The sequence below is a fragment of the Aminobacter sp. BA135 genome, assembly GCF_050859125.1.
Taxonomy (GTDB): Bacteria; Pseudomonadota; Alphaproteobacteria; order Rhizobiales; family Rhizobiaceae; genus Aminobacter; species Aminobacter ciceronei.
Window position 1 is genome coordinate 3,693,567 of the sequence record NZ_CP139572.1, and the last position, 21,299, is coordinate 3,714,865.

The 21,299-nt window shown below is 62.2% G+C and carries 26 protein-coding genes; 7 read left to right on the plus strand and 19 right to left on the minus strand.

What is annotated here, in order from left to right; genetic code table 11:
* Positions 1 to 3 precede the first annotated feature (3 nt).
* The 12 genes from SLT36_RS17980 to SLT36_RS18035 form a co-directional block, all read right to left on the minus strand.
* On the minus strand, positions 4 to 465 hold the full coding sequence (locus SLT36_RS17980) for a pyridoxamine 5'-phosphate oxidase family protein (protein ID WP_432283770.1): 462 nt from the start codon (positions 463 to 465) through the stop codon (positions 4 to 6).
* 23 nt (positions 466 to 488) lie between these two features.
* Positions 489 to 1,424, minus strand: a complete 936-nt coding sequence (locus tag SLT36_RS17985) for a carbamate kinase (protein WP_432283771.1) — start codon at positions 1,422 to 1,424, stop codon at positions 489 to 491.
* 66 nt (positions 1,425 to 1,490) lie between these two features.
* Positions 1,491 to 2,240: an SDR family NAD(P)-dependent oxidoreductase gene (locus SLT36_RS17990; RefSeq protein ID WP_432283772.1), complete on the minus strand. Its 750-nt coding sequence runs from the start codon at positions 2,238 to 2,240 to the stop codon at positions 1,491 to 1,493.
* 11 nt (positions 2,241 to 2,251) lie between these two features.
* Positions 2,252 to 3,088 carry a universal stress protein gene (locus SLT36_RS17995; protein WP_432283773.1) on the minus strand — a complete coding sequence of 279 codons (837 nt, stop codon included), beginning with the start codon at positions 3,086 to 3,088 and terminating at the stop codon, positions 2,252 to 2,254.
* A gap of 145 nt (positions 3,089 to 3,233) precedes the next feature.
* Positions 3,234 to 3,896, minus strand: a complete 663-nt coding sequence (locus SLT36_RS18000; RefSeq protein ID WP_432283774.1) for a phosphoribosyltransferase — start codon at positions 3,894 to 3,896, stop codon at positions 3,234 to 3,236.
* A 5-nt stretch (positions 3,897 to 3,901) separates the two neighbouring features.
* A complete protein-coding gene (locus SLT36_RS18005; protein WP_432283775.1) occupies positions 3,902 to 4,327 on the minus strand; it encodes a DUF2267 domain-containing protein in 426 nt (141 codons plus the stop codon).
* Between the two features lie 254 nt (positions 4,328 to 4,581).
* Positions 4,582 to 5,112 (minus strand): Hsp20/alpha crystallin family protein, encoded by a 531-nt coding sequence (locus SLT36_RS18010; RefSeq protein WP_432283776.1) that lies wholly within the window; start codon positions 5,110 to 5,112, stop codon positions 4,582 to 4,584.
* Positions 5,113 to 5,273: 161 nt separating this feature from the next.
* Positions 5,274 to 5,780 carry a hypothetical protein gene (locus SLT36_RS18015; protein ID WP_432283777.1) on the minus strand — a complete coding sequence of 169 codons (507 nt, stop codon included), beginning with the start codon at positions 5,778 to 5,780 and terminating at the stop codon, positions 5,274 to 5,276.
* 20 nt (positions 5,781 to 5,800) lie between these two features.
* Complete coding sequence (locus SLT36_RS18020; protein WP_432283778.1) at positions 5,801 to 6,622, minus strand: universal stress protein; 822 nt, start codon at positions 6,620 to 6,622, stop codon at positions 5,801 to 5,803.
* A 694-nt stretch (positions 6,623 to 7,316) separates the two neighbouring features.
* Positions 7,317 to 7,664, minus strand: a complete 348-nt coding sequence (locus SLT36_RS18025) for a RidA family protein (protein ID WP_432283779.1) — start codon at positions 7,662 to 7,664, stop codon at positions 7,317 to 7,319.
* A gap of 187 nt (positions 7,665 to 7,851) precedes the next feature.
* Positions 7,852 to 8,313 (minus strand): acyl-CoA thioesterase, encoded by a 462-nt coding sequence (locus SLT36_RS18030; RefSeq protein ID WP_432288384.1) that lies wholly within the window; start codon positions 8,311 to 8,313, stop codon positions 7,852 to 7,854.
* Between the two features lie 646 nt (positions 8,314 to 8,959).
* Positions 8,960 to 9,706 (minus strand): substrate-binding domain-containing protein, encoded by a 747-nt coding sequence (locus SLT36_RS18035; protein ID WP_432283780.1) that lies wholly within the window; start codon positions 9,704 to 9,706, stop codon positions 8,960 to 8,962.
* A gap of 135 nt (positions 9,707 to 9,841) precedes the next feature.
* On the opposite strand from SLT36_RS18035, the gene SLT36_RS18040 reads away from it, so the two are divergent.
* Positions 9,842 to 10,882, plus strand: a complete 1,041-nt coding sequence (locus tag SLT36_RS18040) for an aspartyl/asparaginyl beta-hydroxylase domain-containing protein (protein ID WP_432283781.1) — start codon at positions 9,842 to 9,844, stop codon at positions 10,880 to 10,882.
* A gap of 25 nt (positions 10,883 to 10,907) precedes the next feature.
* Here the strand turns inward: SLT36_RS18040 and SLT36_RS18045 are convergent, their stop codons facing one another.
* Positions 10,908 to 11,348 carry a hypothetical protein gene (locus SLT36_RS18045; protein WP_432283782.1) on the minus strand — a complete coding sequence of 147 codons (441 nt, stop codon included), beginning with the start codon at positions 11,346 to 11,348 and terminating at the stop codon, positions 10,908 to 10,910.
* A 304-nt stretch (positions 11,349 to 11,652) separates the two neighbouring features.
* On the opposite strand from SLT36_RS18045, the gene SLT36_RS18050 reads away from it, so the two are divergent.
* The 3 genes from SLT36_RS18050 to SLT36_RS18060 all read left to right on the plus strand — a co-directional run bounded on the left by SLT36_RS18050 (position 11,653) and on the right by SLT36_RS18060 (position 13,528).
* The gene (locus SLT36_RS18050; RefSeq protein WP_432283783.1) at positions 11,653 to 12,084 is read left to right on the plus strand and encodes a hypothetical protein; all 432 of its coding nucleotides are present in this window, start codon (positions 11,653 to 11,655) and stop codon (positions 12,082 to 12,084) included.
* A gap of 75 nt (positions 12,085 to 12,159) precedes the next feature.
* On the plus strand, positions 12,160 to 12,558 hold the full coding sequence (locus tag SLT36_RS18055; protein WP_432283784.1) for a VOC family protein: 399 nt from the start codon (positions 12,160 to 12,162) through the stop codon (positions 12,556 to 12,558).
* A 124-nt stretch (positions 12,559 to 12,682) separates the two neighbouring features.
* Positions 12,683 to 13,528: a lysophospholipase gene (locus SLT36_RS18060; RefSeq protein WP_432283785.1), complete on the plus strand. Its 846-nt coding sequence runs from the start codon at positions 12,683 to 12,685 to the stop codon at positions 13,526 to 13,528.
* A 66-nt stretch (positions 13,529 to 13,594) separates the two neighbouring features.
* On the opposite strand, the gene SLT36_RS18065 is transcribed toward SLT36_RS18060, so the two are convergent.
* From SLT36_RS18065 to minC, 4 genes are all read right to left on the minus strand, one after another.
* Positions 13,595 to 14,350 (minus strand): DUF1868 domain-containing protein, encoded by a 756-nt coding sequence (locus SLT36_RS18065; protein ID WP_432283786.1) that lies wholly within the window; start codon positions 14,348 to 14,350, stop codon positions 13,595 to 13,597.
* Positions 14,351 to 14,590: 240 nt separating this feature from the next.
* Positions 14,591 to 14,860: a cell division topological specificity factor MinE gene (gene minE / locus SLT36_RS18070; RefSeq protein WP_067961364.1), complete on the minus strand. Its 270-nt coding sequence runs from the start codon at positions 14,858 to 14,860 to the stop codon at positions 14,591 to 14,593.
* A complete protein-coding gene (gene minD, locus SLT36_RS18075) occupies positions 14,857 to 15,672 on the minus strand; it encodes a septum site-determining protein MinD (protein ID WP_067961362.1) in 816 nt (271 codons plus the stop codon). The genes minE and minD overlap by 4 nt, the downstream gene beginning before the upstream one ends.
* 17 nt (positions 15,673 to 15,689) lie before the next feature.
* The gene (minC, locus tag SLT36_RS18080; RefSeq protein ID WP_067961361.1) at positions 15,690 to 16,394 is read right to left on the minus strand and encodes a septum site-determining protein MinC; all 705 of its coding nucleotides are present in this window, start codon (positions 16,392 to 16,394) and stop codon (positions 15,690 to 15,692) included.
* Positions 16,395 to 16,637: 243 nt separating this feature from the next.
* On the opposite strand from minC, the gene SLT36_RS18085 reads away from it, so the two are divergent.
* Together SLT36_RS18085 and SLT36_RS18090 are read left to right on the plus strand one after the other, a co-directional pair.
* The gene (locus SLT36_RS18085; protein WP_432283787.1) at positions 16,638 to 17,330 is read left to right on the plus strand and encodes a lysoplasmalogenase; all 693 of its coding nucleotides are present in this window, start codon (positions 16,638 to 16,640) and stop codon (positions 17,328 to 17,330) included.
* Entirely contained in the window at positions 17,317 to 18,741 is a 1,425-nt protein-coding gene (locus SLT36_RS18090) for a coniferyl aldehyde dehydrogenase (RefSeq protein WP_432283789.1), read from the plus strand. Before SLT36_RS18085 ends, SLT36_RS18090 begins: the two co-directional genes overlap by 14 nt.
* Positions 18,742 to 18,759: 18 nt before the next feature.
* Here SLT36_RS18090 and SLT36_RS18095 read toward each other — a convergent pair whose 3' ends face one another.
* Together SLT36_RS18095 and SLT36_RS18100 are read right to left on the minus strand one after the other, a co-directional pair.
* Positions 18,760 to 19,227 carry a DUF1801 domain-containing protein gene (locus SLT36_RS18095; RefSeq protein ID WP_432283791.1) on the minus strand — a complete coding sequence of 156 codons (468 nt, stop codon included), beginning with the start codon at positions 19,225 to 19,227 and terminating at the stop codon, positions 18,760 to 18,762.
* 102 nt (positions 19,228 to 19,329) lie between these two features.
* Entirely contained in the window at positions 19,330 to 20,223 is an 894-nt protein-coding gene (locus tag SLT36_RS18100) for a DMT family transporter (RefSeq protein WP_432283793.1), read from the minus strand.
* Positions 20,224 to 20,458: 235 nt separating this feature from the next.
* Between SLT36_RS18100 and SLT36_RS18105 the strand changes: the two genes are divergently transcribed.
* Complete coding sequence (locus SLT36_RS18105; RefSeq protein ID WP_432283795.1) at positions 20,459 to 21,199, plus strand: hypothetical protein; 741 nt, start codon at positions 20,459 to 20,461, stop codon at positions 21,197 to 21,199.
* Positions 21,200 to 21,299: the final 100 nt, after the last annotated feature.

Here is a 21,299-nt window from a genome sequence, read left to right on the forward strand (position 1 = left end):
CCTTCAAGATTGCTCCCCCTCGACAGCCTCCCGGCCCGATACTTGTTCGACGTAAATCCGGAAGAAAAGGTGGGATGAATGCTCGGCAATGGGACGCTGATCGGGTTTCAGACCGCCTGGCTCCCACCAGTTCACATGTTTGCTGAGCAGGTTCCAGGCATGCTCCTGATCGATCTTGTTCTGCGGCGTGTCGCCTTTCAGCTCCTCGAAACGGCCATCGACCAGCACGCTGCGCCACTCTCGGCCACTTCCCCTTTCGTCGACCAGCACGCAAACGCAGGGATTGGCTCGCATGAAGTCGATCTTCTTCCCAGGCATCGAGAAGGCATAGAGCCTGTTGTCGGAATAACAGAAGTAGAACGGCACAACATATGGCCGTCCGTCCTTGGAACAACCCAGGTGGCCGAAATGGCTGCGAGCCAGAATCTTGCTGCAATCGAGCGTAGACAAAGAACGAACCCACATAACCTCACCTCCGTAAGGTTGAATCAGCGCGGCCAGAAGTCGACTGCGCCGCCAGCCATGGTTGTCACAACACGTGTCCCGGTCTCTCCTGACAGGACATGTTCCACATTCGAAATCGATCCGATGGCAGCCCATTTGTGCGATGCCTCGACGAAGTCGCATGCGGCCTTCACTTTAGGCCCCATCGAAGACGGATCGAAGGCCAGCGTTCTCAACGACGCGGGAGTGGCTTGCCTGATTTGCCGCTGTTCCGGTTTGCCGAAGTCCGTGGCAACCGACAGCACGTCCGTCAGAAACAGCAATCCGTCGGCATCCAATTCTTGTGCCAGGAGCGAAGCGAATTCGTCTTTGTCCGGCAGGGCCTCCGTCCCGAGCAACTCACCACCAGAGCCCGCAGCGACGGGTACGGGGCCGCACATGACGACTGCCCTGCCAGATCCGAGCATCAATTCGGCTGCACCAATGTCGATAGTTTCCAGCAGGCGGGGAACTGGGACAATGCGCCGATACTCGCCGTCGAAATCGGCAAATTGCCAACTGCGCAGCTGCCGCAATTGGTGGGCATAGGTCCGTTCGTAGAAAGGTCCGATGGGCTTGGTTGGCTTCCCAAAGGCCTCATCATCGGGATTGACCAGCACCTGCGCCACTTGAGCGACCACGTGTCGGCCGGCCCCCAGTACGTTCCGCAACTCTCGAGCGAGAAGATAACCTGTCTCGCCCCCAGCTTGAGCACAAAGCAGATCAAGACGTGTAGGTTCGGCGACCCTGTAGGAAAACGACTGCAATGCGAGCATCGCCAACTGTGGGCCGCTGCCGTGAGCGATCACGACCTCATGCTCCCGCAGCACAGGCGCAAGCCACATAGCTGCCAACGCTGCGTTTTCGCGCTGGTTCTCGGCCGTGATCGCCTGCCCTTTGCGCAAGAGGGCATTCCCGCCAAGGGAAATTACCAGTCTCATGCCGTGCCTCCGCAGTTTGGTGTTCGCCGCTGGCAATCGGGGATGTTCGCGATGCCGTGAGGGCGACTAGCGCGACGTGTAACCTCCGTCGATCAGATGATAGCTGCCCGTTATGAAGCTTGCTCTTTCGGACAAGAGGAAGCAGGTCAGCGCCGCGACCTCACACGCAGATCCGAGGCGGTTCAACGGGTGAAGGGCCGCCAGCTGTCCGATCGTCTCATCGTCCAGGTTCTTCTTGAGGAGTGGGGTGTCGACAAACGCTGGGCCGACGGCGTTTACACGAACATTCTTCGCTGCATATTCAATGGCTACCGCTTTCGTCAATCCAACCAGAGCGTGCTTTGCAGCAACATATGCGCAAGCCTTGCTCCAACCCACCGACCCCAGGATGGAAGACATATTTACGATCGCTCCTCCGCCGGACTTCAGCATGGCCGGAAGCTGGAACTTGATGCAGTAGAAAACACCATCGAGATTCACTTCCATCACGCTTAGCCAATTGTCGATCGGATAGTCGGCGGTTTCGGTTTCCACGCCGCCTATGCCCGCATTGTTGACCGCAAGGTGAAGGCCTCCGAACGTCTCCACGGCGAACCGGACCATCTGTTCAACTGATCGTGGATCGGCAACGTCGACCTGACAGGCGTGGGCTTCGCCATTTTCGGCCACGATGGCTTCTGCCACGCGTGCAGCTGAGTGGATGTCGATGTCTGCCACAACAACCTTGGCACCGCCCGCGGCAAGCTCGCGAGCCACAGCCTCGCCTATGCCCGATCCAGCTCCGGTGACAAGCGCGACTTTACTCGAGAACTCCATGGTCGCGTTCCTCAATGCGACATCAGTATCGGCAGACGCAGGTCTGTCAGCACGCCTTCCGTCGCACCTCCAAGCACGAAGTCACGAACCCTGGAATGGCCGTATCCCCCCATCACCAGGAGATCCGTACCCAGCTCGATTGCCCGTTCCTGCAAGGTGATTGCGATCGGGCAGTCTTCGGATTTGATGTCTGCGGCATCCGCGTTGAGCCCACGCTTTCTCAATGAAGCGACCAGCTTTTCGCCGATGTCGGCTGCCTTCAGCGGCTTTTCGTCGACTATCGTGAGAACATGGATTCTGGAGGCTTGCGTCAGGAGTGGTAATGCATCGGCCACGGCGCGAGCTGCCACGCGGCTGCCGTCCCATGCGATCGCAATGTGCTCGATCTTGGCTGCGCTGGCCGAGTCGGGCAGCAGGATGGTTGGCCGGCCGGAGTCGAAAATGACCCCTTCCGCAATCATTCTGGAGGCCTGGTTGTTCGGCTCCCATCCGACAACGGCAAGGTCATAGTACCTAGCGTGGGTTGCCGCACTTTCACCCTGAAGCGCGAGAAGGACAGCCTCGGAAGCAGTGGTGACGGCAACGCCCTGTCGCGATCCTTCTTCGACCACTTTCGCGAGAAGGTGATCGCCGGCTTTGCGGCTGACTGCCTCGGCCTCGCGGATACGGGCCGGGACATCGATCAGAATGCGTGACAATGGGCTCGAAACGTGAGGGATGTCGGCATCAATCGCGAGAGCGTGCAGGTCGGCATGCAGCTGTTGCGCGACAGCGACGGCATTGACGGCGACGGCATCCGAGTTTGGATCAGGATATGTCGCGAGTGGCAGAAAAATCTGGGTTTTCATCCTGCGTCTCCTTGAGCAACGTTTCAGGACGCCACATCGACCTGAACATGGTCAGAATGACCGTTCCGGGAGATCTTCGCCTTGACGTAGAGCAAACATTTGCGGATCGCGCTGCCACTGCCCGAGAGAAGACACGGGAATTGACTTATCGAGGATGACGAAGCTTTCGCTCTTCGTTGGCTGCCCGAAGCGCATTGATCGCGTCCTCGTCCGTCAGCTGAGGGAAACTGCGATAGTGGTAGCTCAGGGCGCGAAAGCGGCCTGGCGCACTCAAGCAGAAGACTTGGTCGGCCTCCTGTCGGAGAACGTCAAGCGCGTCGGACGGTGCGACAGGGAGTGCCACGACGGTACGTGTCGGCCCCCGCCGTTTGACCGCTCGCAAGGCGACTTTCAGGGTCGCCCCTGTGGCGGCACCGTCGTCGACCAGGACCGCAGTTCTGCCAGCCAGTGAATGGGAGCGGGTGACCCCTCCAAAGAGCCTGCTGCGCCGCTCCAGTTCCGGGCGCTCTGCGTTCACCAGCGCAGCAAGTTCCTCGTCTCCCAGGGAATACGCTTCGACGATTTCGCGGTTCACGACCACATCCGGAGGCGTGCCATCGACGATAGCAGCGACAGCCAATTCCGCGTTCCCCGGCGCGCCGACTTTGCGGACAATGAGCACGTCGAGAGGAGCATCGAGCGCATTAGCGACGGCTGCGGCCACTGGGATGCCACCACGGGGAAGCGCCAGAACAACGGGATTGGCCAGCTTGGCGCCAAGCAATTCAAGCCCCAGCCTTTCGCCCGCCTCTTGCCTATCTCGGAACATTGCCGTCATTCCGGCCAAAGGTGTCGAAGCGACTTGCGCATCGAATTCTTCACCTGGACGATTTCACCATGGGAAAGATGCCGATCGAGGAGCCTGAATACGGCTGCAATACCTTCCTCGATGTCGACCTCGGGCTGTTCGTTCAAGGCCTTCGAGATTCGGAGCACAAAGTCACGTTTGTCACGCTCCACGGCGGGCGACTTCGCTGGATCCCAGCCTTCGAAATAGATTCCTCGGATCATCTCAGGTAGCTGCGAAGAAAAATCCGCGGCCTCCTCTGGCGACAGCCAGTCGCGCAACGCCTGAAGCACTGCCCTCATCAAACGATGAGAGAGGTTTTCCGGCCAGCCGAGATCGGCAGCCAGTTCATTCACCCATTGCTGAGCTTGCTGGGCGGAGTGCGAGAAGTTGGGCTTTGATGCGTGTCCCATGAGGTCGACCCCATGTCCTTTTCCGGAGTGTCTCGACTTTTGTTGATTTGGGAGATCAGCCTCGGCCAACTCCCCTCACATCGTTGCGAAGTATCTGGCGATCTCGTTGTCAGAAAGCCCCAGGTGCCTCAGGGCGCCGACGCCAGCTTCAGGGTTCAGTCCCATGCGAAGTTTCACGTCGCCGGCTCATCGGAGACCTCCTGGCATGAGTGTCGGCGCCATGAACGCGCCAACACTCAGCATTATGGTTGGCCCTATGCGGCCTTCACCGTGATCGTCTTTTCAGGCTTCTGGGCTTCCGCAGTCTTCGGCAGCCTGACAGTCAAGATGCCCTTCGAGAAGGTGGCTTCGATCTTGTCGGCATCGACCCCCTCGGGAATCTGAACGGACCGCTGGAATGAACCGTAACGGCGCTCTGACAGGAAATAGTCTTTCTTCTTCTCTTCCTTTTCCTCGGATTTTTCACCCTTGATCGTCAGCACGTGGTTGGTGACCTTGATATCGATGTCCTTCTCGTCGGTCCCAGGGAGTTCGGCCGTGATTTCGTACTCCCCGTCCTTTTCGACCAGATCCATCGCAGGAGCCAATGGCCAATTGCCTGCAAAGGGAGTGCGTAGCTCCGGCAACCTTGGAATAGCGCCGCGCCAACCAAATGGATGGAAATCATCGAAGAGACGATCGACCTCTCGGCGCAAGGACTCAAACGAAGTCCATCCTCCGCCGCGAGCCTGCGGTACATTTTCCTTCTCGGCCGTTGCGGGAAGTTTGGTCGATGTATCAGCCATGGAATTGATCCTTCTTGAACGTTGACCTATCGCCTCGTTTGGGCAGCTGTGCCGCCGCGTGCACAGATGGCCACGCAGGTTGGAGAGGCGCTCTCCCAGCTCTTCCTTGAGACGATGTTCCTGAATGTTACGCCGAGCACCCTCGACCACATTGACGTATGTCAAACTGGCGGTGACCATGACGGCACATTGGGCGTGAAGACGAAGTCAGGCACATCGCGAAGGGGCCAGAGCAGTTCGGTCACAGTCTCGCTTGTCGACCTGCCTGGATAGGATTCCCACATGTCGCCAGTCGCGGTGAGCCCGCGCGCGTGAATTTCCGCAAGCACAGCCCTGTAGGTGTCGGTCAATGGCTCTCTGGAACCAACTTGTTGAGCCCTGACTGCTTCTCCGGCCGCCGTTGCGCCAAGCCCTAAGCCGGACCCACGCAAGATTCTGAATTGATCCTCGCGTATCGGGAAGCCTGCGTCGAAAAGAACCTCATTCTCGTCGATCTTGCGATAGCGAACCAGACGTGGGCCTGCCGGAACGACCATGGTCGACGATAGCGCCCCGTAGAGCTTCTCAAAGCTTACAGCCAGCAGGTCGCCGAGTTGTTCGAGGGTGCCACTTCGCGAGACATACGCATATGGGCTCGGCAACATGGAAACCAGTTCAAGGTTGGGCATTGCTGCACCCTGGATCACCGTCAGTTTGACATCAGCCGATTTATCGCTGGACTTCTAAGCAGGGCACGAGTGACACCGCCAAACGCCCATTCTCGGATCCGGCTATGACCGTAGGCACCGGAGACAAGCAGATCAGCGCCATATTCATCGGCAATCTGGATTAAGGCTTCGGCCTCATCTGCTCCGCCGACATCAATGGACTCTGCGGTTGCCCTAACACCATGTCGAGCGAGAAAGCTGACGACATCATCGATGCCTTGTCTCGCTGTGCCGTCGGCGCCTCCGAGAGCCACGACGCGCACCCGCGACGCAGCTGTAAGGAAAGGCATCGCATCTGCGACTGCACGCCGGGCCTCGCGCGTATCCTTCCACGCGATCAAGACAGCCTCAGCGATGACGGGCTTGAAATCGGCAGGCGCCAGCAGCACTGGGCGCCCTGCGGAAAGCAGCAGAGTTCCATGGTCCACAGTTCGGTTGGAGTCGACCGCCGATAGAGGCCCAGATCCTGCGACGATCAAGTCTGCCGCGCGCGAGTGCAGTGCTAGCAGTTGGTTGGGATTGCCGATTTCACCACGCCAGGAGACACGTTTGTCGTCACCTGCCAGTTGGAAAAATTCCTGCCTTACCTTTGCGAGGCGGTCCTCAATTTCGTCGACTTGGCGCTGCATCGCTTCTGCAATTGCGAGGTCGCTGTCACCTGTCGGCATGACATATCTCGGCTCGGCCGCGCAGAAGCCTATCAAATCTGCGTCAAACATCAGAGCCGCGGCTTTTGCATAGGCTACCCTAGACCGGACAGGACGGTCGATATCGAGTTGCAGGAGGATCGTGTTGTAGCTCATTGAGTTGCTCCACTCCGAGCAAACCATGACATGTTGGCGTTGGTCCGCTTTGACGTGCGTCAAGGCGGAGCCTTACCCGACAACCAAATCCGCCTTCGATAGATTTCCTTCGCTCATCAGTTGCACCCGCCCATATCACTGACAGGCGGATGTTGCGGTCGGCCGATTGCCAAATCCCAAATGATTGGGCATTTGATCCTTCGCCAGCCGCGCCATCTGCAAAATCTGGGTTATCCCGCCCGGCTACCGTCGGTCGATGGTCTCTTTCAAGTCTGGGACCTCATAGGGAGCTTCGGGTTTGGCATTGTGCGTCAGGCTGCTCCCGGGGCAGCCCATCTCAGGCGATCTGGTCCCGGAAAACTACAACATTTCCAAGACCGATAAGGACATCAACGCGCTCTTGCGGTCAAAGCGCCTGCGCTTTGATGAAGGACATTACTCGAAAACGCTGTCGATCCTACGGGTTCGACATGACAGTTCAGATCTGAGTGATCTCTCCGAGGAAGAACTGCGCACCGTCGCCTGGATAAAGGAATGGTGCGTCAGGTTTCTCCGTGAAGCTTCCAACATTTAGGAGCGATGGCGGCCGCGTCGAACCTGGAAGATTTCGGAGTCTTCGTTGAAATCCATCGCGACGCGACGGACCGCTGGTATCTTGACGAGAGGCGGCGCCCGGCAGCATTCCCCACCTGCCCTACCGCGCAGCTACCGCCGTGATCTCAACGCCGAGATCGGGATATGCGAGCCTGGATTCGACCGTAGCTCGCGCCGGCGCCTCGCCGGGAATGACCCATTGGTCCCAGGCCTCGTTCATCTGGTCGAAGTTCGACATGTCGGCCAGATAGATCTGCACCATGGCGAGGTTCTTTTTCGTCACCCCGGCCTGCGCCAGCGTCTCGTCGAGCAACTGAAGGACCTCTTCCGTCTGTAGGCGCACCGATTGGCCTCGCGTCTTCTCGGCGGTGTGACCGGCGACGAAAATCAGGTTGCCGACGACGACAGCGTCACTCCACCTGATATCGGGGTTTATTCTTTCAAGCATCGGATCATCCTTTTTCGCGGGATCCACGGCACGTGGGAATCCAACTGACGACAGCCTATGTTTGATAGGCCACCAGAGAGCAAGGGACGTTCATCGGCAGCGATCTGCCGGCAGCTGAGACGCCATTCGTCACAGCCGAGAGTATTCGGCGGGTGGCGAGTGGCTGCACCATCCAACATACAGGCCGCTACTCTTCGCCCGCATTCGCTGCGGCCCGAAAGCGCCCCTCGAACTCCCGCCTCAGTTCGCGGCGCAGTTCAGCGGCGCGGTGGCGTCTGCGGTCGATGTCGGTCGACGGCACAAAAGGCGGGATCCCGGTCGGGCGGCCGTCTTCGTCCACTGCCACCATGGTGAAGTAGCAGGAATTGGTGTGACGGCGGGTGCCGGAACGGATGTTTTCGGCTTCGACGTGGATGCCGATTTCCATCGAGGTGCGGCCGGCAAAATTGACCGATGCCCGGAACGTGACAAGCTCGCCGACATTGATCGGCTCCCGGAACACCACCTGGTCGACCGAGAGCGTGACGGCATATTTGTTGGAATAGCGCGAGGCGCATGAGAAGGCGACGCGGTCGAGCAGATTGAGCAAGGCCCCGCCATGCACCTTACCGCTGAAATTCGCCATTTCGGGCGTCATCAGCACGACCATCTCGAGCCGGCGCGTGTCCCTGTCTTCCACCTCTGATCTCCCCGGTGATTGCAGCCGCATTCGACCATATTTGAGACGGATCGAACACCGGCTGCGGCACGGATCGTCTCGCAGGACGGGCTGGAACGGTCATCAGGGCAGGCAGCGCCCAGGCCGACCGGATGCGCATACGTTCAAGATCGAGCCTCGACGTCAGCGGCTCCATAAGACGAACAAGCTACATCAACCCATCCAATGAGCTAATTGTCGGCGCACCTCCGACGGGCGTAGATTCGAGCGTGGGAAGGTGGGGTAGTGCGCCGACGCGGTGCCGTAAATCCTAGGTGTGAGTATTGCGTCGGCTGCCCCACCCCAACGCCCACCGCGCAATGCAGACGGCCCGACTTGGTAACTCCAAGCGGGCCGCTCTTGCTATTGCTGGCCGCCACCGCCACGTTCTGCTTTGAAGGTTGGGCGCACCTATCTCGTCGTCATGCCAACGCGACGCAGGAGCGCAGCGGCGAGGAGCGGTCCGGGAAGTGGACCAAAAGCCAATTGCTTGGCCTTTCGAGCGACGAACGCCCGAAGCGACAGCGAAGAGCCTCGGAGACTATAGGATTCCTGCAGTGACATTGCGGGAAGCACAGATCCGCACTGCTGGCGCAGCTTACTCCATCGTCCTGAACACCTCGCGTACCGTCCTGATCGAGCCGGCGTCATTGACCTGGTAGCCGGGAAGCTGGGCGATTGCGGCATGGAACTCCTGGCTGCGCATCACCGACAGCACACGCCTGACCGCTTCGAGCTCAAGGATCTCCTTGCGGCTGACGAAGAAATAGTCCTCGGTCACAAGGCGCACGAAATCGAGGCCGAACTGGCGCGCCGCGGCCTCGACGCCGAAAGCGACGTCGGCCATGCCGGAGGCAACATAGGCGGCAACCGCCGCATGGGTGAATTCGGCATGCTCGAAACCGTTGATGTGCTGCGGGTCGATGCGATGCTGGGCGAGCAATTGAGTCAACAGCATGCGTGTGCCCGAATCGGGATCGCGGTTTACGAAGCGGATCTGTGGGTCGAGCAGCCGCTCGAGCGTGGTGATGCCGAGCGGATTGCCCGGTGCCACCATCAGCCCCATCTCGCGGGTGACGAAACCGATGACCCTGTGCGTGCCGGCATTCAGCCAGCCCTTGCTGGCAGCGATCGTCCGCTTGCGCAATTCGCCTTGCGGCAGGTGCATACCGGCGAGGTCGCAGCCGTCATGGGCGAGCGAGGCAAGCGAGGTCTGGGGTGTCGAAAAGGCCGACCATTTCTCGATCAGGTTCCAGGCATGGCGGTATGACACTCCGGCGAGATCTGCGGCCTTGGTGATCTTCCCGCTCGACCGGATTTCGGCCAGCCAAGGAATGCCAGCCAATTTGCCCGACCCAACGATCCGATCTGCCGGCAGCAATGCCGATCGGTGGCGAGCTGTAGCCTGGCACCGTCACGTAATGCTGCTGCAATGCGTCATCCGTAATCAGTCGCGCGGAAGGTTTTCCAAGGAGAACTCATGCTGGTTTCCGCGTTCATTCTGGCGCTCGCCGCCATAAGCATCGTCTATGTCTACCGTTTCAGGGGTGAGGCTCGCTACAACAGCCTGACCGAGTACATCCGCAAGGGTTGGCCGATCTTCACGCCCCTCAATTGCGTGCTCTACATGACCACGTTGCGGCGTGGATCGAAGGCCATCCTCGACCCGGCCGAATTCCCTGAAGTCGGCCTGCTGCGCCAGAACTGGCAGACGATCCGCGACGAAGGGCTGGAGCTGGTGCGCCAGGGCTATTTTGACGCGACCAAGCGTCCGGGCACCGCTGGCTCCTACGATGTCGGCTTTCGGACCTTCTTCAAATATGGCTGGAGCCGCTTCTACCTCAACTGGTACGGTTACACCCACCATTCCGCGCGACGGCTCTGTCCCCGGACGACGGAGATATTGCAGCAGGTGCCGGCGGTGCATGGCGCCATGTTCGCCCTCCTGCCGGCGCGCTCAATACTCTCCCGGCATGCCGATCCCCTCGCGGTCTCCCTGCGCTATCATCTTGGCCTGGCGACACCCAATTCGGACGACTGCTTCATCAATGTCGATGGCCGCGATCAGAGCTGGCGCGACGGCGAGGTGCTGATGTTCGACGAGACCTACCTGCATTATGTCCGCAACGACACCGACTCCGACCGCCTCATCCTGATGTGCGACGTCAGGCGCCCGTTGAACCCGATCGGGGCGCTGTTTAACTTCTTCTACCAGGGCATAACCCGCGCCTCGGTCGTGCCCAACACGCCGGAGGATCATCGTGGCCTGGCCAACAGGGCCTTTGCCCGGCTCTCTCCCCTGCTGGCGCGCATCAAGGCACTGAAGGCGACCAATCGCCCGATGTATTACACCATCAAGCGGTCGGTGAATGTCCTGCTGGTCCTGCTGCTTGTGGGCTTGGCAACGGGCGTGGCTCAATTGCTTGGCCGCCTGGTTGAAGGCCGTATCGTAGAACCATCCCTGGTTTCGGAACACGGCCGGTCGGGGATGGCTTTTCAGAATTGCCGATGCAGGGTTTGAGGGAGGCTGCGAAAAGACCGCAATCTCAGCACCGCCGCACCCCGCCTCTCCTGACGCAACGCTTGCGCTCGCCCGGGCTCCGGTTTGCGACGACAGGGCCGGCATCCGCCTCCGTAATGCCGTAGCGCTTGTAGAATTCGGCGTTGTCGCGCTCGATCTGCTCGCGCATCAGCTTGTCGTGGCGGATGATCATCGCGTCGCGGGCAGCCCTGCCCGCCGTCGTGGTGACAAGGCTGCCGGCACCCATTGGCAGCATCGAGGCGGCTACCCCCGCGACGCCTTGCGCCGTTCCCAGCGCAGACGCGTCCGCCATCATCTGCTTTTCCAGCTTGCGCGTGTCGTCGGAATAGTCAGGGCCTTCGAAGTTCGATTCAGTGGTCGTCGAGCAGGCCGAGATCGCGAAGCAGAGCGCCAGCGCGCCACTGCCGATCCATGCCCGATGACCTGACAATGCGATTCTGCCCATGCCCCGCCCCTCGACCGGCAACGGCCGGCGCAGCGGCGGCCCCTGCCGCCAGCCTCTTGCATCTACGCCCGAGGAAAGGCCACGTCTTGGACTGGAATGAACAGACCATGCCCAGACGGAACAAGCCATCGCTTTCAGCTGTTACTCGGCAAAACAACTCGCTGTCTGCACCAAATCTGCTGCACGAAATTACGCGCAGTGTTGCTGGAATATCTTTTCCTCGCGACCGGAACAGCCAAAAATTCTTCACTGGACATCGTTCTTCCCTAGGGCAAACTGCCTCCAGGGGTGCGAAGGAGGAGATATGCGCGCAAGAACAGCGACCGTCGGCGACCTCGAGGTGGTCTTCCACGACCTGTCCAAACGGATGTCCGACGAGTATGCCGCCGCCGGCAAGGACGCCAAGAGCGCCTACGACAACCTGATGATGAACCTCAAGGAAGGACGCGCCCACGCGCTTGTCGAAGGTGACCGCCCGGTGGCGATCATCGCCTGGCACGAGCATTCGGACGCGGCCGAAACACTCTTCGCCGCCCAGGACGAATTCTTCGCCGCTCCCACGGTCCGGTTCTGCAAGCGTCACATCCGCCGTATCCAGCAACTTGCCGGCAACGTGCCGATCCACTCGCGCGGCTGGCTCGATCGCCCCGAGGTCGCGCGCTGGTTCCGCATCATCGGCTATGTCGAACGCGGCCGACAGCACGGCGCCCTGCTGTTCGAACTCCCGCCCGCCTAGACCACCGCCTTGGCAAGGACGCGTCGTCGTAGCAGACTGCTGCGGCGACTGCGCCCCCAATCCCGGGAGCAACCGATGCCATCTGACATGGTCCCCTCTGAAATGGTCAATGTCCGCTACCTCGTCGACGACGTCGAGGTCTCGATCGAGTGGTACACGCGCCATCTCGGCTTCGAGGTGCTTACCAACTATGCGCCGGCCTTTGCCGACGTCTCGCGCGGGTCGCTGCGCCTGTTGCTCAGCGGCCCGACCAGCTCGGCGGCACGGCCGATGTCCGATGGTGCCCAGCCGCGCGCCGGCGGCTGGAACCGCATCCACCTGATCGTCGACGATCTTGCGGCGGAGGTGGCGCGACTGCAGGCCGAGGGCGCGCAGTTCCGCAACGACATGATCAAGGGCCCCGGCGGCGCGCAGATCCTGCTCGTCGACCCCTCGGGCAATCTCGTCGAGCTGTTCCAACCGGCCGGGCGCTAGGCGCACGAGGTCGCGGCTTCTCCCGACAGGCGCCTGCACAACCCATGCTTGCGCGCTTGAGCAAAAGCGCTCACAGTCCCTTGGCCTCGATGGGAGGTTCTTTTCATCAACTGCGGGGGTAGTCATGATGCAGGCTTGGGGAGCTGATACGACCGAAGAGACATTCCAGAGCGCCGGCGGGCTGAACATCTTCCTCAGGTCGCGGCGACCGGAAGGCAAGGCGCGCGCCGTCGTCGTCATCTGCCATGGCGTCAATTCCCATGGCGGGCAGTATGGCTGGGCGGCGGAGCAGCTCGTGAAGCACGGCTTTGCCGTCTTCGCGCTCGACCTGCGCGGACGCGGCAAATCGGACGGCGAACGCTTCTTCGTCGAAACGGTCGACGACTATGTCAGCGATGTCGCCGGCGCGATCCGGATTGCCAAGTCGCGATATCCCGGCCTACCGCTGTTCCTGCTCGGCCACAGCGCCGGCGGCGTGGTCTCGGCCACTTACACGCTCGAAAACCAGTCGGAGCTTGCCGGCTTCATCTGCGAGAGTTTTGCCTTCCAGGTGCCGGCGCCCGGATTCGCGCTCGCTGCGATCAAGGGGCTCAGCCACGTCGCCCCGCGCCTGCCGGTGCTTAAGCTCAAGAACGAGGATTTTTCCCGCGATCCGGATGCGGTGGCAGCTCTCAACAGCGACCCGCTGATCGCCCATGAGGTTCAGCCGGCGCTGACCGTCGCAGCGCTCGTCCGCGCCGACGAAAGGCTGCGTGAGGAGTTCCCCATGATCACCCTGCCGGTGCTGATCATGCACGGCACCTCCGACAAGGCCACCGTCTGCCATGGCAGCGAATACTTCTTCGAAACCGCCGGCTCCCGGGACAAGACGCTGAAGCTCTATGAGGGCCATTATCACGATCTGCTCAACGACATCGGCAAGGAAGACACCATTGCCGACATAACCAGTTGGATCGACACGCGCCTTTAGGCGCCCCAGCGCTGGGCGGCGGACAGGTCGTCACCGGGATCGCGACGCTCGCCGCGATCCATTCATTCAGCTGCCGAGTGCCTCCCACCTCCGCAATTTCCGCCCAAGGCCGCCAAGCACCAGCAACTCGCAGAAGTGGTTCATGTCCTCGAACGAGCAGAACGCCGGCGGGTCGAGTTCGAGGATCGGCATCTTGCGCCTGATGTCGCCGGCCACTTCGCCCAGCATCTCCTGCCAGCGCGGCAAGGCGTCGTCGTCGAGCCAGTCGATGGCGTAGGCGAAGGTGATGTGGAACGGGTAGTCGTCATGATCGGGATGGCGGTAGCCGAGCAGGTCGGCGAGCACGTCGCGCCATTGGCGCATTGCCCTGCGGTCGCGTTCCCGGGCACCGTCAACCAGAAGGCCGGAGGGCCGCGCATGTGTCACCTCGACCTGGAACGGCTCCAAGACCGGCAGCGTCTCCAGCCGCCCGGCCATAATCTCGGTCAACTCCTCGATCGACGCGTCGAGCGCCACGCCATCCGGCCAGAATCCCGGCTTGCGACGGTACTCGATGACGCCCTGGAACAGCGTCATGTGCAGGCTGGTGATGGGAGTGAAGACGAAGTGCCTCGCCTCGGGCATGGCGAGGAATTTCTCGCGAGCCTCGACCAGACCTTCCAGCGTCGGCGAGCCCTTCGAGACATGGCAGACGATGGTGTTGCCGGGCTCAGGCAGGAAGCCACCAGCGCGTAGATAGCGCGTGCCGAGATGCGGCGGCTGGGTCGTGTTGTGTCCACTGGAATAAGCGAGCAGGTCGGGAGAGAGAGCATCTGCGGGCATCGTTGCGGTCCATCGTTCGAGGTCCGCCTGCCCTAACGCCCCTCAGCGACCGCCGCATGACAACCACGAGATACGGGGTTGCGAGTTCACGAAGCCGCAGCCTGAAGCTGCCCGCACCATCGGGATCGTCGATGCGGGTGCTGCCGCCACGACCTCTCAGGCCATCGCCGGCGTGGCAGGCACGACATCCTGCACACCGGCGGCCTCTCAACGGATCGCCCAGCCAGCCTGGGTCTACGCTCAGATCGCCGCCGCGGCCTTGATGCCGGCGTTGGGGATATGGATGTCGATTTCCAGTGTCGAGGTGGTGGCGCCGCGATCCATGGTGATCTTGACGTCGTCCTGGTTGACCTGGACGTGCTTGGCGATGACCGCGATGATCTCCTCGCGCAGCACTGCGACGAGATCGGGCTGGTTGCGGTTGTTGCGTTCATAGGCGAGCAGCACCTGCAGACGCTCGCGCGCCACCGGTGCACTGCCGCCACGCTTGAAGAAGTCGAGCAGTTTCATGCCACTCTCCTTCCCAGAAGACGGTTAAGGAGACCTTTCTTCTCGACCGGCGTGACCATCGGTACGTCCTCGCCCTCAAGGCGCTTGGCAGCGTCGGCATAGGCGCGCGCAGCGGCATTGGTCGGCTCGTTCAGCGTCACCGGCGAGCCGACATTGGAGGCGCGCAACACGCCCTGGCTTTCCGGAATGATGCCGAGCAGCGGCACCGACAGGATTTCCAGCACGTCGTCGATCGACAGCATCTCACCGCGGGCCGCGCGGCCGGCGTCGTAGCGGGTTACCAGCACGTGCTTGGTGACGCGCTCACCCTTCTCGGCCTTCAGCGTCTTGGAATCGAGCAGTCCGATGATGCGGTCGGAATCGCGGACGGAGCTGACTTCCGGGTTGGTGACGATGACGGCCTCGTCGGCGAAGCGCATGGCAAGCTGGGCGCCGCGCTCGATGCCGGCCGGGCTGTCGCACAGCACGTAGTCGAACTTGTCCCGGAGCGCGTTGATGACACCGGCGACACCCTCCTCGGTCAGCGCGTCCTTGTCGCGCGTCTGCGAAGCCGGCAGCAGGAACAGCGATTCGACGCGCTTGTCGCGGATCAGCGCCTGCGCCAGCTTGGCCTGGCCCTGCGTGACATTGACCAGGTCGAAGACGACGCGGCGCTCGGCGCCCATCACCAGGTCGAGATTGCGCAGGCCGACGTCGAAGTCGATCAGCACCACCTTCTTGCCGGACTGGGCGAGCACGGCACCGAGGGCAGCCGTCGAGGTCGTCTTGCCGACCCCGCCCTTGCCAGATGTGACGACCACTACCTTGCCCATTTTGTTGTCTCCGTTTGTCAATTGAGGGGCGCGACCTGGATGGCGTTGTCTTCCAGATGGACCTGGATCGCCTTGCCATGCATCGACGGCTCCATGTCCTCGGCGGTGCGGTACCAGCCGTCGACGGCCAAAAGCTCGGCCTCGTTGCGGCGGCAGAAGATGCGGGCGCTGCGGTCGCCCCAGGCGCCGGCAAAGGCGCGGCCGCGCAGCGTGCCATAAACGTGGATCGAGCCGCCGGCGAGGATCTCGGAACCGAAGCTTGCCGAGCCCATCACGATCACGTCGCCATGCGGATGGACGATCGACTGGCCGGAACGCACCGGCTGCTCGACGATCAGCGTGTTGGACGGTGACAGCGGCGCCTTGGCGGCCTCCTCGGCCTTCGCCAGCGCTTCGGCGTCGACCTGTTCTTCCTCGACCATCGTCTTCCTGGCGCCGGCCAGTTTCGGTGGCAGCTCGTCGCCAAGCGAATCGATATAATCGGCCTCGATCGCATAGGTCCTGATTCCGCGCTCGGCGATCAGGGCCACCAGGGCGCCGATTTCGTCGGCCAGCGGCTTCAGCGCATTGAGGTCCAGCACCACCGGCCGACCCTTGAAAAAGCCGGGAGAATTCTCGATCCAGCGGTCGAGATCCTGCAGCCACTGGTCCAGCGGCGCCTCGGGCACAAGCGCGAAGGCAACAAACGAACGGGCGCGAAAGCGGATGGATTTGTTCTGCATCGGGGGCGCAAATCACTGGCGGGCTTCTGGGAGGTCGGGGTGTAGGCGATGGTGAACGAAACGTAAACTGCAATTCGCCTTACAGCGCGTTATGCTCCGCGCGTATCGCATTTGCGCAACGGCCCCGTGACCCGCCCCCAAACATTGGCACCTGTCGTTCCCGCACTTTACGTAAGGGTAACTGGACAAACCGCCGAAAACATTGGCTTATCCTGACATCGGCAGCACGAGGGGGCGCGCGGCATGGGCACGGCGACACGCAGCAACGCAACGATCTACGGGCTCTTCGCCATCTGCGCGGTGCTGGCCATTCTGGGCAGCCTGATCGCGCCCGATGCCAGCTCGCCCTGGCGCTGGCTGCATTACCTCACCAAGCCGACGGCGACGCTGCTTTTGCTGATCGCCGTGCTGCGCGGCATGGATTCGCGAACCTATGGCCTGCCGATCGCCATTGGCCTCGGCTTTGCCGCGGTGGGTGACTTTTTCCTGATGCTGCCGGGAGACTATTTCCTTGCCGGCCTCGTCTGCTTCCTGCTCACCCACTGCGCCTATATCTGGGCGCTGACCCGCGATTCGAAATTTGCAGGCAATATCGGCATCTTCGCGCTGTTCGCCGTCTTGGCCGCCGCCGTCTTCGCCGGGCTGTGGTCGTATTTGCCCTCGCCCATGCGCATTCCGGTTGCGATCTACGCGCTGGTGCTTGCCACCATGGCCGCCCAGGCGCTGTCGCGCGACCGCCAGCTTGCCGGCACGCCCGCGCAGAAAGCGGCACGCCTTGCAGCCCTCGGCGGCCTGTTCTTCATGGTCAGCGACACAGTGCTTGCTTATGGCCGCTTCCGCTGGAACATTCCCTACAATGCCATCTGGGTGCTCGGCACCTATTATGCAGCGCAGTATCTCTTCGCCCGTTCGACGGAAAACGATGCTGAAGCCTAACGACAGCCAGCCCGACCTCAGGGCAACCTTCGACACGCTGCGCGCCGCCTGGCTCGAGATGCGGCCGTCCTATGCCCAGCGCGTCGACGACCTCAAGCGCCTGCAGCGCACTTTCGGCCAGCGCCTCGACGAGATGGTCGCGGCAATCAGCGCCGATTTCGGCCACCGCTCCCGCCATGAAAGCCTGCTCGGCGAAGGCAGCGTCGTCTTGTCTGAAATCAAGCACACGCAACGCATGCTGAAATCGTGGATGAAGCCCGAGCGTCGTTCGGCCGGCTGGAAGCTGCTGCCCGCCAGTGCCGAGATCCGCCACGTGCCGCTTGGCGTCGTCGGCATCATCGCGCCATGGAACTATCCGGTGAACCTGGCTTTGGCACCGCTTGTCGCGGCCATCGCCGCCGGCAACCACGTCTTCCTCAAGCCGTCCGAACACACGCCGCGCACCGCCGCCTTCCTGCAGTCGCTGCTGGCAGAAGTCTTTCCGCCCGCGCGGGTGGCGGTGGCGCAAGGCGGCACTGAGCTGTCGGCGGCCTTTTCCGAACTGCCCTTCGACCATTTGTTCTTCACCGGCTCGACGGCTGTCGGCCGCAAGGTGATGGCCGCAGCCGCCCGCAACCTGACGCCGGTGACACTCGAACTCGGCGGCAAGTCGCCCGCCATCGTCGCGCCGTCGGCCAATCTCGAACGCACGGCCCGGCGCATCGCCACCGGCAAATTCTTCAACGCCGGCCAGACCTGCATCGCGCCCGACTATGTTCTGGTGCCGCGGCAGAAGCGCGACGAGCTCGTCCGCCTGGTCAAGCAGGAAGTCAGTGCCCGCTACAACGCCAGGCAAGGTTTCGACGACTACACCTCGATCGTCAATGACGGCCAGTTCACCCGCCTGAGCGGCCTGCTCGACGACGCAGCCGTACGCGGCCACGAGCGGGTCCCACTGCTCGACATCGCCACATTGCCCGCCGGCCGCGAGCGCCTGCTCGTGCCGACCGCCGTGCTCGACCCCGCCTCCGACAGCGCCGTCATGCGCGACGAGATCTTTGGGCCGATCCTGCCCGTCGTCGGCTATGCTTCGCTGGACGATGCCATCGCCTATGTCGTGGAGCGAGACCGCCCGCTGGCGCTCTATTGCTTCGGCGACGACAAGGCCGAGATCGAAACCATGCTGTCGCGCATCGTCGCCGGCGGCGTTTGTGTCAACGACACGCTCTACCAGTTCGCCTGCGCCAACCTGCCCTTCGGCGGCGTCGGCGCCTCCGGCATGGGCCACTATCACGGCCGCGAGGGTTTCCTCACCTTCTCCAAGGCGATGCCGGTGTTGCGCAAATATGAGCCCTCGGCCAGTGACCTGATCCGCCCGCCCTACAAGGGCCTGACCGACTGGTTGGTGCGGCTGGTGACGAAACTGCACTGATTGAGATGTGCCGCCACGTCAGCGCTGCCGCCGGTGGTAGGTCAGCGCCATCGCCAGGCAGATCGCCAATGGGGCCGGCAACGGTTTATCGACGTCGAGCAGGAGCGCCCTGTTGCCCTGATAGGTGAAGGTTTCGCCAAAATGGGCGCGAACACTCTCCACCAGCGTCGTTTGACAGTTGAAATACACCGCGCAGGTCTGGCCGCCGGGCCTCGGCCAGCCGAGCCGTATGGTGGAGCCGCTGCCGCTGGCTTCTGTCAGATAAGCCGGCTCGCCCCATTTCAGCGTTTCGGTCAATGGCCCGACGCCCGGCGTTTCGGCCGCCGTCGACAGGATCAGCCCGCGTATCTCGAGCAATCGCGCCCGCACCGGCGTGGGGAATGCTGCAAACGCCGCCGCCACGGCCTCTGGTATCGCGGCATTGGGCGCAGCCACGCCGTGCATATCAGCCAGTCGGCGCTTCTTCATGTCGGCCTGGTGCATCATCAGCTGATCCTTGCTCCGCCCGGCACGATCGCATCATCCGGATTGACAAATCCTGCTGAATTTCAGGCGCAGGGTGCGGGCCTCATTTGCCGTCGGCCGCCCTCACTTCATGAACAGCAGCGCCATGCCCGCCACCACCAGCGCCGCCCCTGCCCAGGCGCCGCCGGCCGGGCGTTCGCCCGTCTTGGCCCACAGCATCGGCAGGATGATCACGGGCGACGTGGCAGACAGGGTCGAGACGATGCCGACCTTGCCGCCGGACAGCGCAAACAAAAGCAGCGTCATGCCGATGGCCAGCGCGATGACGCCAGTCAGCGCCGTCAGCGCCGCCACTTTCCAGGTCAGCGGCCCCTTCGGCTTCACCGCCGGGATCGGCAGTTGCAACAGCACCGTCAGGCAGAAGGCGGCAATGCCGACACGCAGCATCGAAGCGAGGAACGGGTCGATACCTGTCGCCATGACGGGCCGAGCGATGATCGAGCCGATCGCCTGGCCGGTCGCGGCCCCGAGTCCGAGCGCCACGCCGATCCACAGCGGCCCCTTCACCGTCTCCCAGGCATGCAGCTGGTCGCGGCGCTTGCCGAACAGGATCGCCAGCAGCACGCCGGCGACGGTCAGCCCGATGCCGGCGGCGGCCTTGGCGGAAAGGTCCTCGCCCAGCACCATCCAGCCAAGCACGGCAGCAATCGGCGCATTGAGCGCAAACAATATGCCGGAGCGGCGCGGGCCGAGCCGGTTCAGCGCGGCAAACAAAAGCGTGTCACCGGCGAAGATACCGATCAGGCCCGACAGGATCAGCGGCCCGGCAACGTCGGCATCGAGTTCGCGCCAGCTGCCGGTCGCCAGCACGTAGACCGCCAATAGCCCGGTGACGAAGAGTTGGCGCAGCCGGTTGAACGCCGGTGCGCCGAGATGGCCGGCAGGCCCGGCCGAGATCAGCCCGGTGACGGCCCAGCATGTCGCGGCACCCAGTGCTGCAATCTCATAAACAGGCATCGGCGACTCGGCATGAATGAGGAACGGAGGGCCGAGAGATAGCAGAGGCGGAGATGGCGCGAAATGCGGGCCGCCCCGCCAGCGTGCAGCGCGCCCTTCGGAAAATGCAGTTTGAAACCCGCATCGTGCCCAATCGGACAGACTGGCGTAATGCAGAAGTCCAATCTATGTAAGCGACCGAGAATCAAGCAGGCCGTTCAGGCTCTACTGACGTTCGGAAAGGCTTGTTGCGCGGATGCTAAATAAGCTCTTCAACATATACAACAAATATGCCCCCGGCATGACTTTGGTTACTGCCAGCGACAGCAGCCACGCCCGCTCGCTGCTCAATCTGCTGGCCAGCGCGCGCAGGCACGAACCGGCGACTTCCGTCGTCGTCTACGACCTCGGCCTGACGTCCGACCAGTGCGCCTCGGTCATGGGACTCGGTGGCAAGCTCATGCGGTTCGATTTCGCCGCCTACCCGGCTTTCCTCGATATCCGCAGATCGGCCGGCCAATATGCGTGGAAGCCCCAGATCTTGCGCACAGTTGCCCAGGAAAGGCCCGGCGTCGTCTGCTGGATGGATGCCGGCAACGTCATCGAGGCGCCGCTGCTCCAGTTGCGCCGGGAGACCGCAAGGTTCGGCTACTACAGCGCCAGTTCCTCTGGAACGCTTGGCGCCTGGACGCATCCAGGCATGCTCCATTATCTCGGCCTGCCTACCGGCTGGAAAGCGGACGCCGCAAACCTGAACGGCGCATGCATCGCCTTCGACACCCGCAACCCCATGGCCGCCGACCTGCTCGAGCGATGGGCGAACCTGTCCCTGATCGAGGACTGCATCGCACCCCGCGGTTCCGACCGCAGCAATCATCGCCAGGACCAGGCGCTGCTGACCGTCCTCGCCTATATTGCGGGGCGCCCGGCCAAGGCATCGACAAAGCTCCTGGGATACCGCGTCCACCAGGACGTCGACGAGCTGGTATCCGGCTGAACATGTCGATTTGCGCGCCATGCTGGGCTCCAAGGCCCTGCCCCACGAAGACCTGCGCCAGCACGAGCCCAACTGTTTCGCAAGCGCATACGTCATGCCG

Excerpts from the sequence above, each read along its gene's own strand:
- SLT36_RS17980 (WP_432283770.1), bottom strand. The coding sequence starts at position 465 with ATGTGGGTTCGTTCTTTGTCTACGCTCGATTGCAGCAAGATTCTGGCT.
- SLT36_RS17985 (WP_432283771.1), bottom strand. The coding sequence starts at position 1,424 with ATGAGACTGGTAATTTCCCTTGGCGGGAATGCCCTCTTGCGCAAAGGG.
- SLT36_RS17990 (WP_432283772.1), bottom strand. The coding sequence starts at position 2,240 with ATGGAGTTCTCGAGTAAAGTCGCGCTTGTCACCGGAGCTGGATCGGGC.
- SLT36_RS17995 (WP_432283773.1), bottom strand. The coding sequence starts at position 3,088 with ATGAAAACCCAGATTTTTCTGCCACTCGCGACATATCCTGATCCAAAC.
- SLT36_RS18000 (WP_432283774.1), bottom strand. The coding sequence starts at position 3,896 with ATGTTCCGAGATAGGCAAGAGGCGGGCGAAAGGCTGGGGCTTGAATTG.
- SLT36_RS18005 (WP_432283775.1), bottom strand. The coding sequence starts at position 4,327 with ATGGGACACGCATCAAAGCCCAACTTCTCGCACTCCGCCCAGCAAGCT.
- SLT36_RS18010 (WP_432283776.1), bottom strand. The coding sequence starts at position 5,112 with ATGGCTGATACATCGACCAAACTTCCCGCAACGGCCGAGAAGGAAAAT.
- SLT36_RS18015 (WP_432283777.1), bottom strand. The coding sequence starts at position 5,780 with ATGCCCAACCTTGAACTGGTTTCCATGTTGCCGAGCCCATATGCGTAT.
- SLT36_RS18020 (WP_432283778.1), bottom strand. The coding sequence starts at position 6,622 with ATGAGCTACAACACGATCCTCCTGCAACTCGATATCGACCGTCCTGTC.
- SLT36_RS18025 (WP_432283779.1), bottom strand. The coding sequence starts at position 7,664 with ATGCTTGAAAGAATAAACCCCGATATCAGGTGGAGTGACGCTGTCGTC.
- SLT36_RS18030 (WP_432288384.1), bottom strand. The coding sequence starts at position 8,313 with ATGGTCGTGCTGATGACGCCCGAAATGGCGAATTTCAGCGGTAAGGTG.
- SLT36_RS18040 (WP_432283781.1), top strand. The coding sequence starts at position 9,842 with ATGCTGGTTTCCGCGTTCATTCTGGCGCTCGCCGCCATAAGCATCGTC.
- SLT36_RS18045 (WP_432283782.1), bottom strand. The coding sequence starts at position 11,348 with ATGGGCAGAATCGCATTGTCAGGTCATCGGGCATGGATCGGCAGTGGC.
- SLT36_RS18050 (WP_432283783.1), top strand. The coding sequence starts at position 11,653 with ATGCGCGCAAGAACAGCGACCGTCGGCGACCTCGAGGTGGTCTTCCAC.
- SLT36_RS18055 (WP_432283784.1), top strand. The coding sequence starts at position 12,160 with ATGCCATCTGACATGGTCCCCTCTGAAATGGTCAATGTCCGCTACCTC.
- SLT36_RS18060 (WP_432283785.1), top strand. The coding sequence starts at position 12,683 with ATGATGCAGGCTTGGGGAGCTGATACGACCGAAGAGACATTCCAGAGC.
- SLT36_RS18065 (WP_432283786.1), bottom strand. The coding sequence starts at position 14,350 with ATGCCCGCAGATGCTCTCTCTCCCGACCTGCTCGCTTATTCCAGTGGA.
- minE (WP_067961364.1), bottom strand. The coding sequence starts at position 14,860 with ATGAAACTGCTCGACTTCTTCAAGCGTGGCGGCAGTGCACCGGTGGCG.
- minD (WP_067961362.1), bottom strand. The coding sequence starts at position 15,672 with ATGGGCAAGGTAGTGGTCGTCACATCTGGCAAGGGCGGGGTCGGCAAG.
- minC (WP_067961361.1), bottom strand. The coding sequence starts at position 16,394 with ATGCAGAACAAATCCATCCGCTTTCGCGCCCGTTCGTTTGTTGCCTTC.
- SLT36_RS18085 (WP_432283787.1), top strand. The coding sequence starts at position 16,638 with ATGGGCACGGCGACACGCAGCAACGCAACGATCTACGGGCTCTTCGCC.
- SLT36_RS18090 (WP_432283789.1), top strand. The coding sequence starts at position 17,317 with ATGCTGAAGCCTAACGACAGCCAGCCCGACCTCAGGGCAACCTTCGAC.
- SLT36_RS18095 (WP_432283791.1), bottom strand. The coding sequence starts at position 19,227 with ATGATGCACCAGGCCGACATGAAGAAGCGCCGACTGGCTGATATGCAC.
- SLT36_RS18100 (WP_432283793.1), bottom strand. The coding sequence starts at position 20,223 with ATGCCTGTTTATGAGATTGCAGCACTGGGTGCCGCGACATGCTGGGCC.
- SLT36_RS18105 (WP_432283795.1), top strand. The coding sequence starts at position 20,459 with ATGCTAAATAAGCTCTTCAACATATACAACAAATATGCCCCCGGCATG.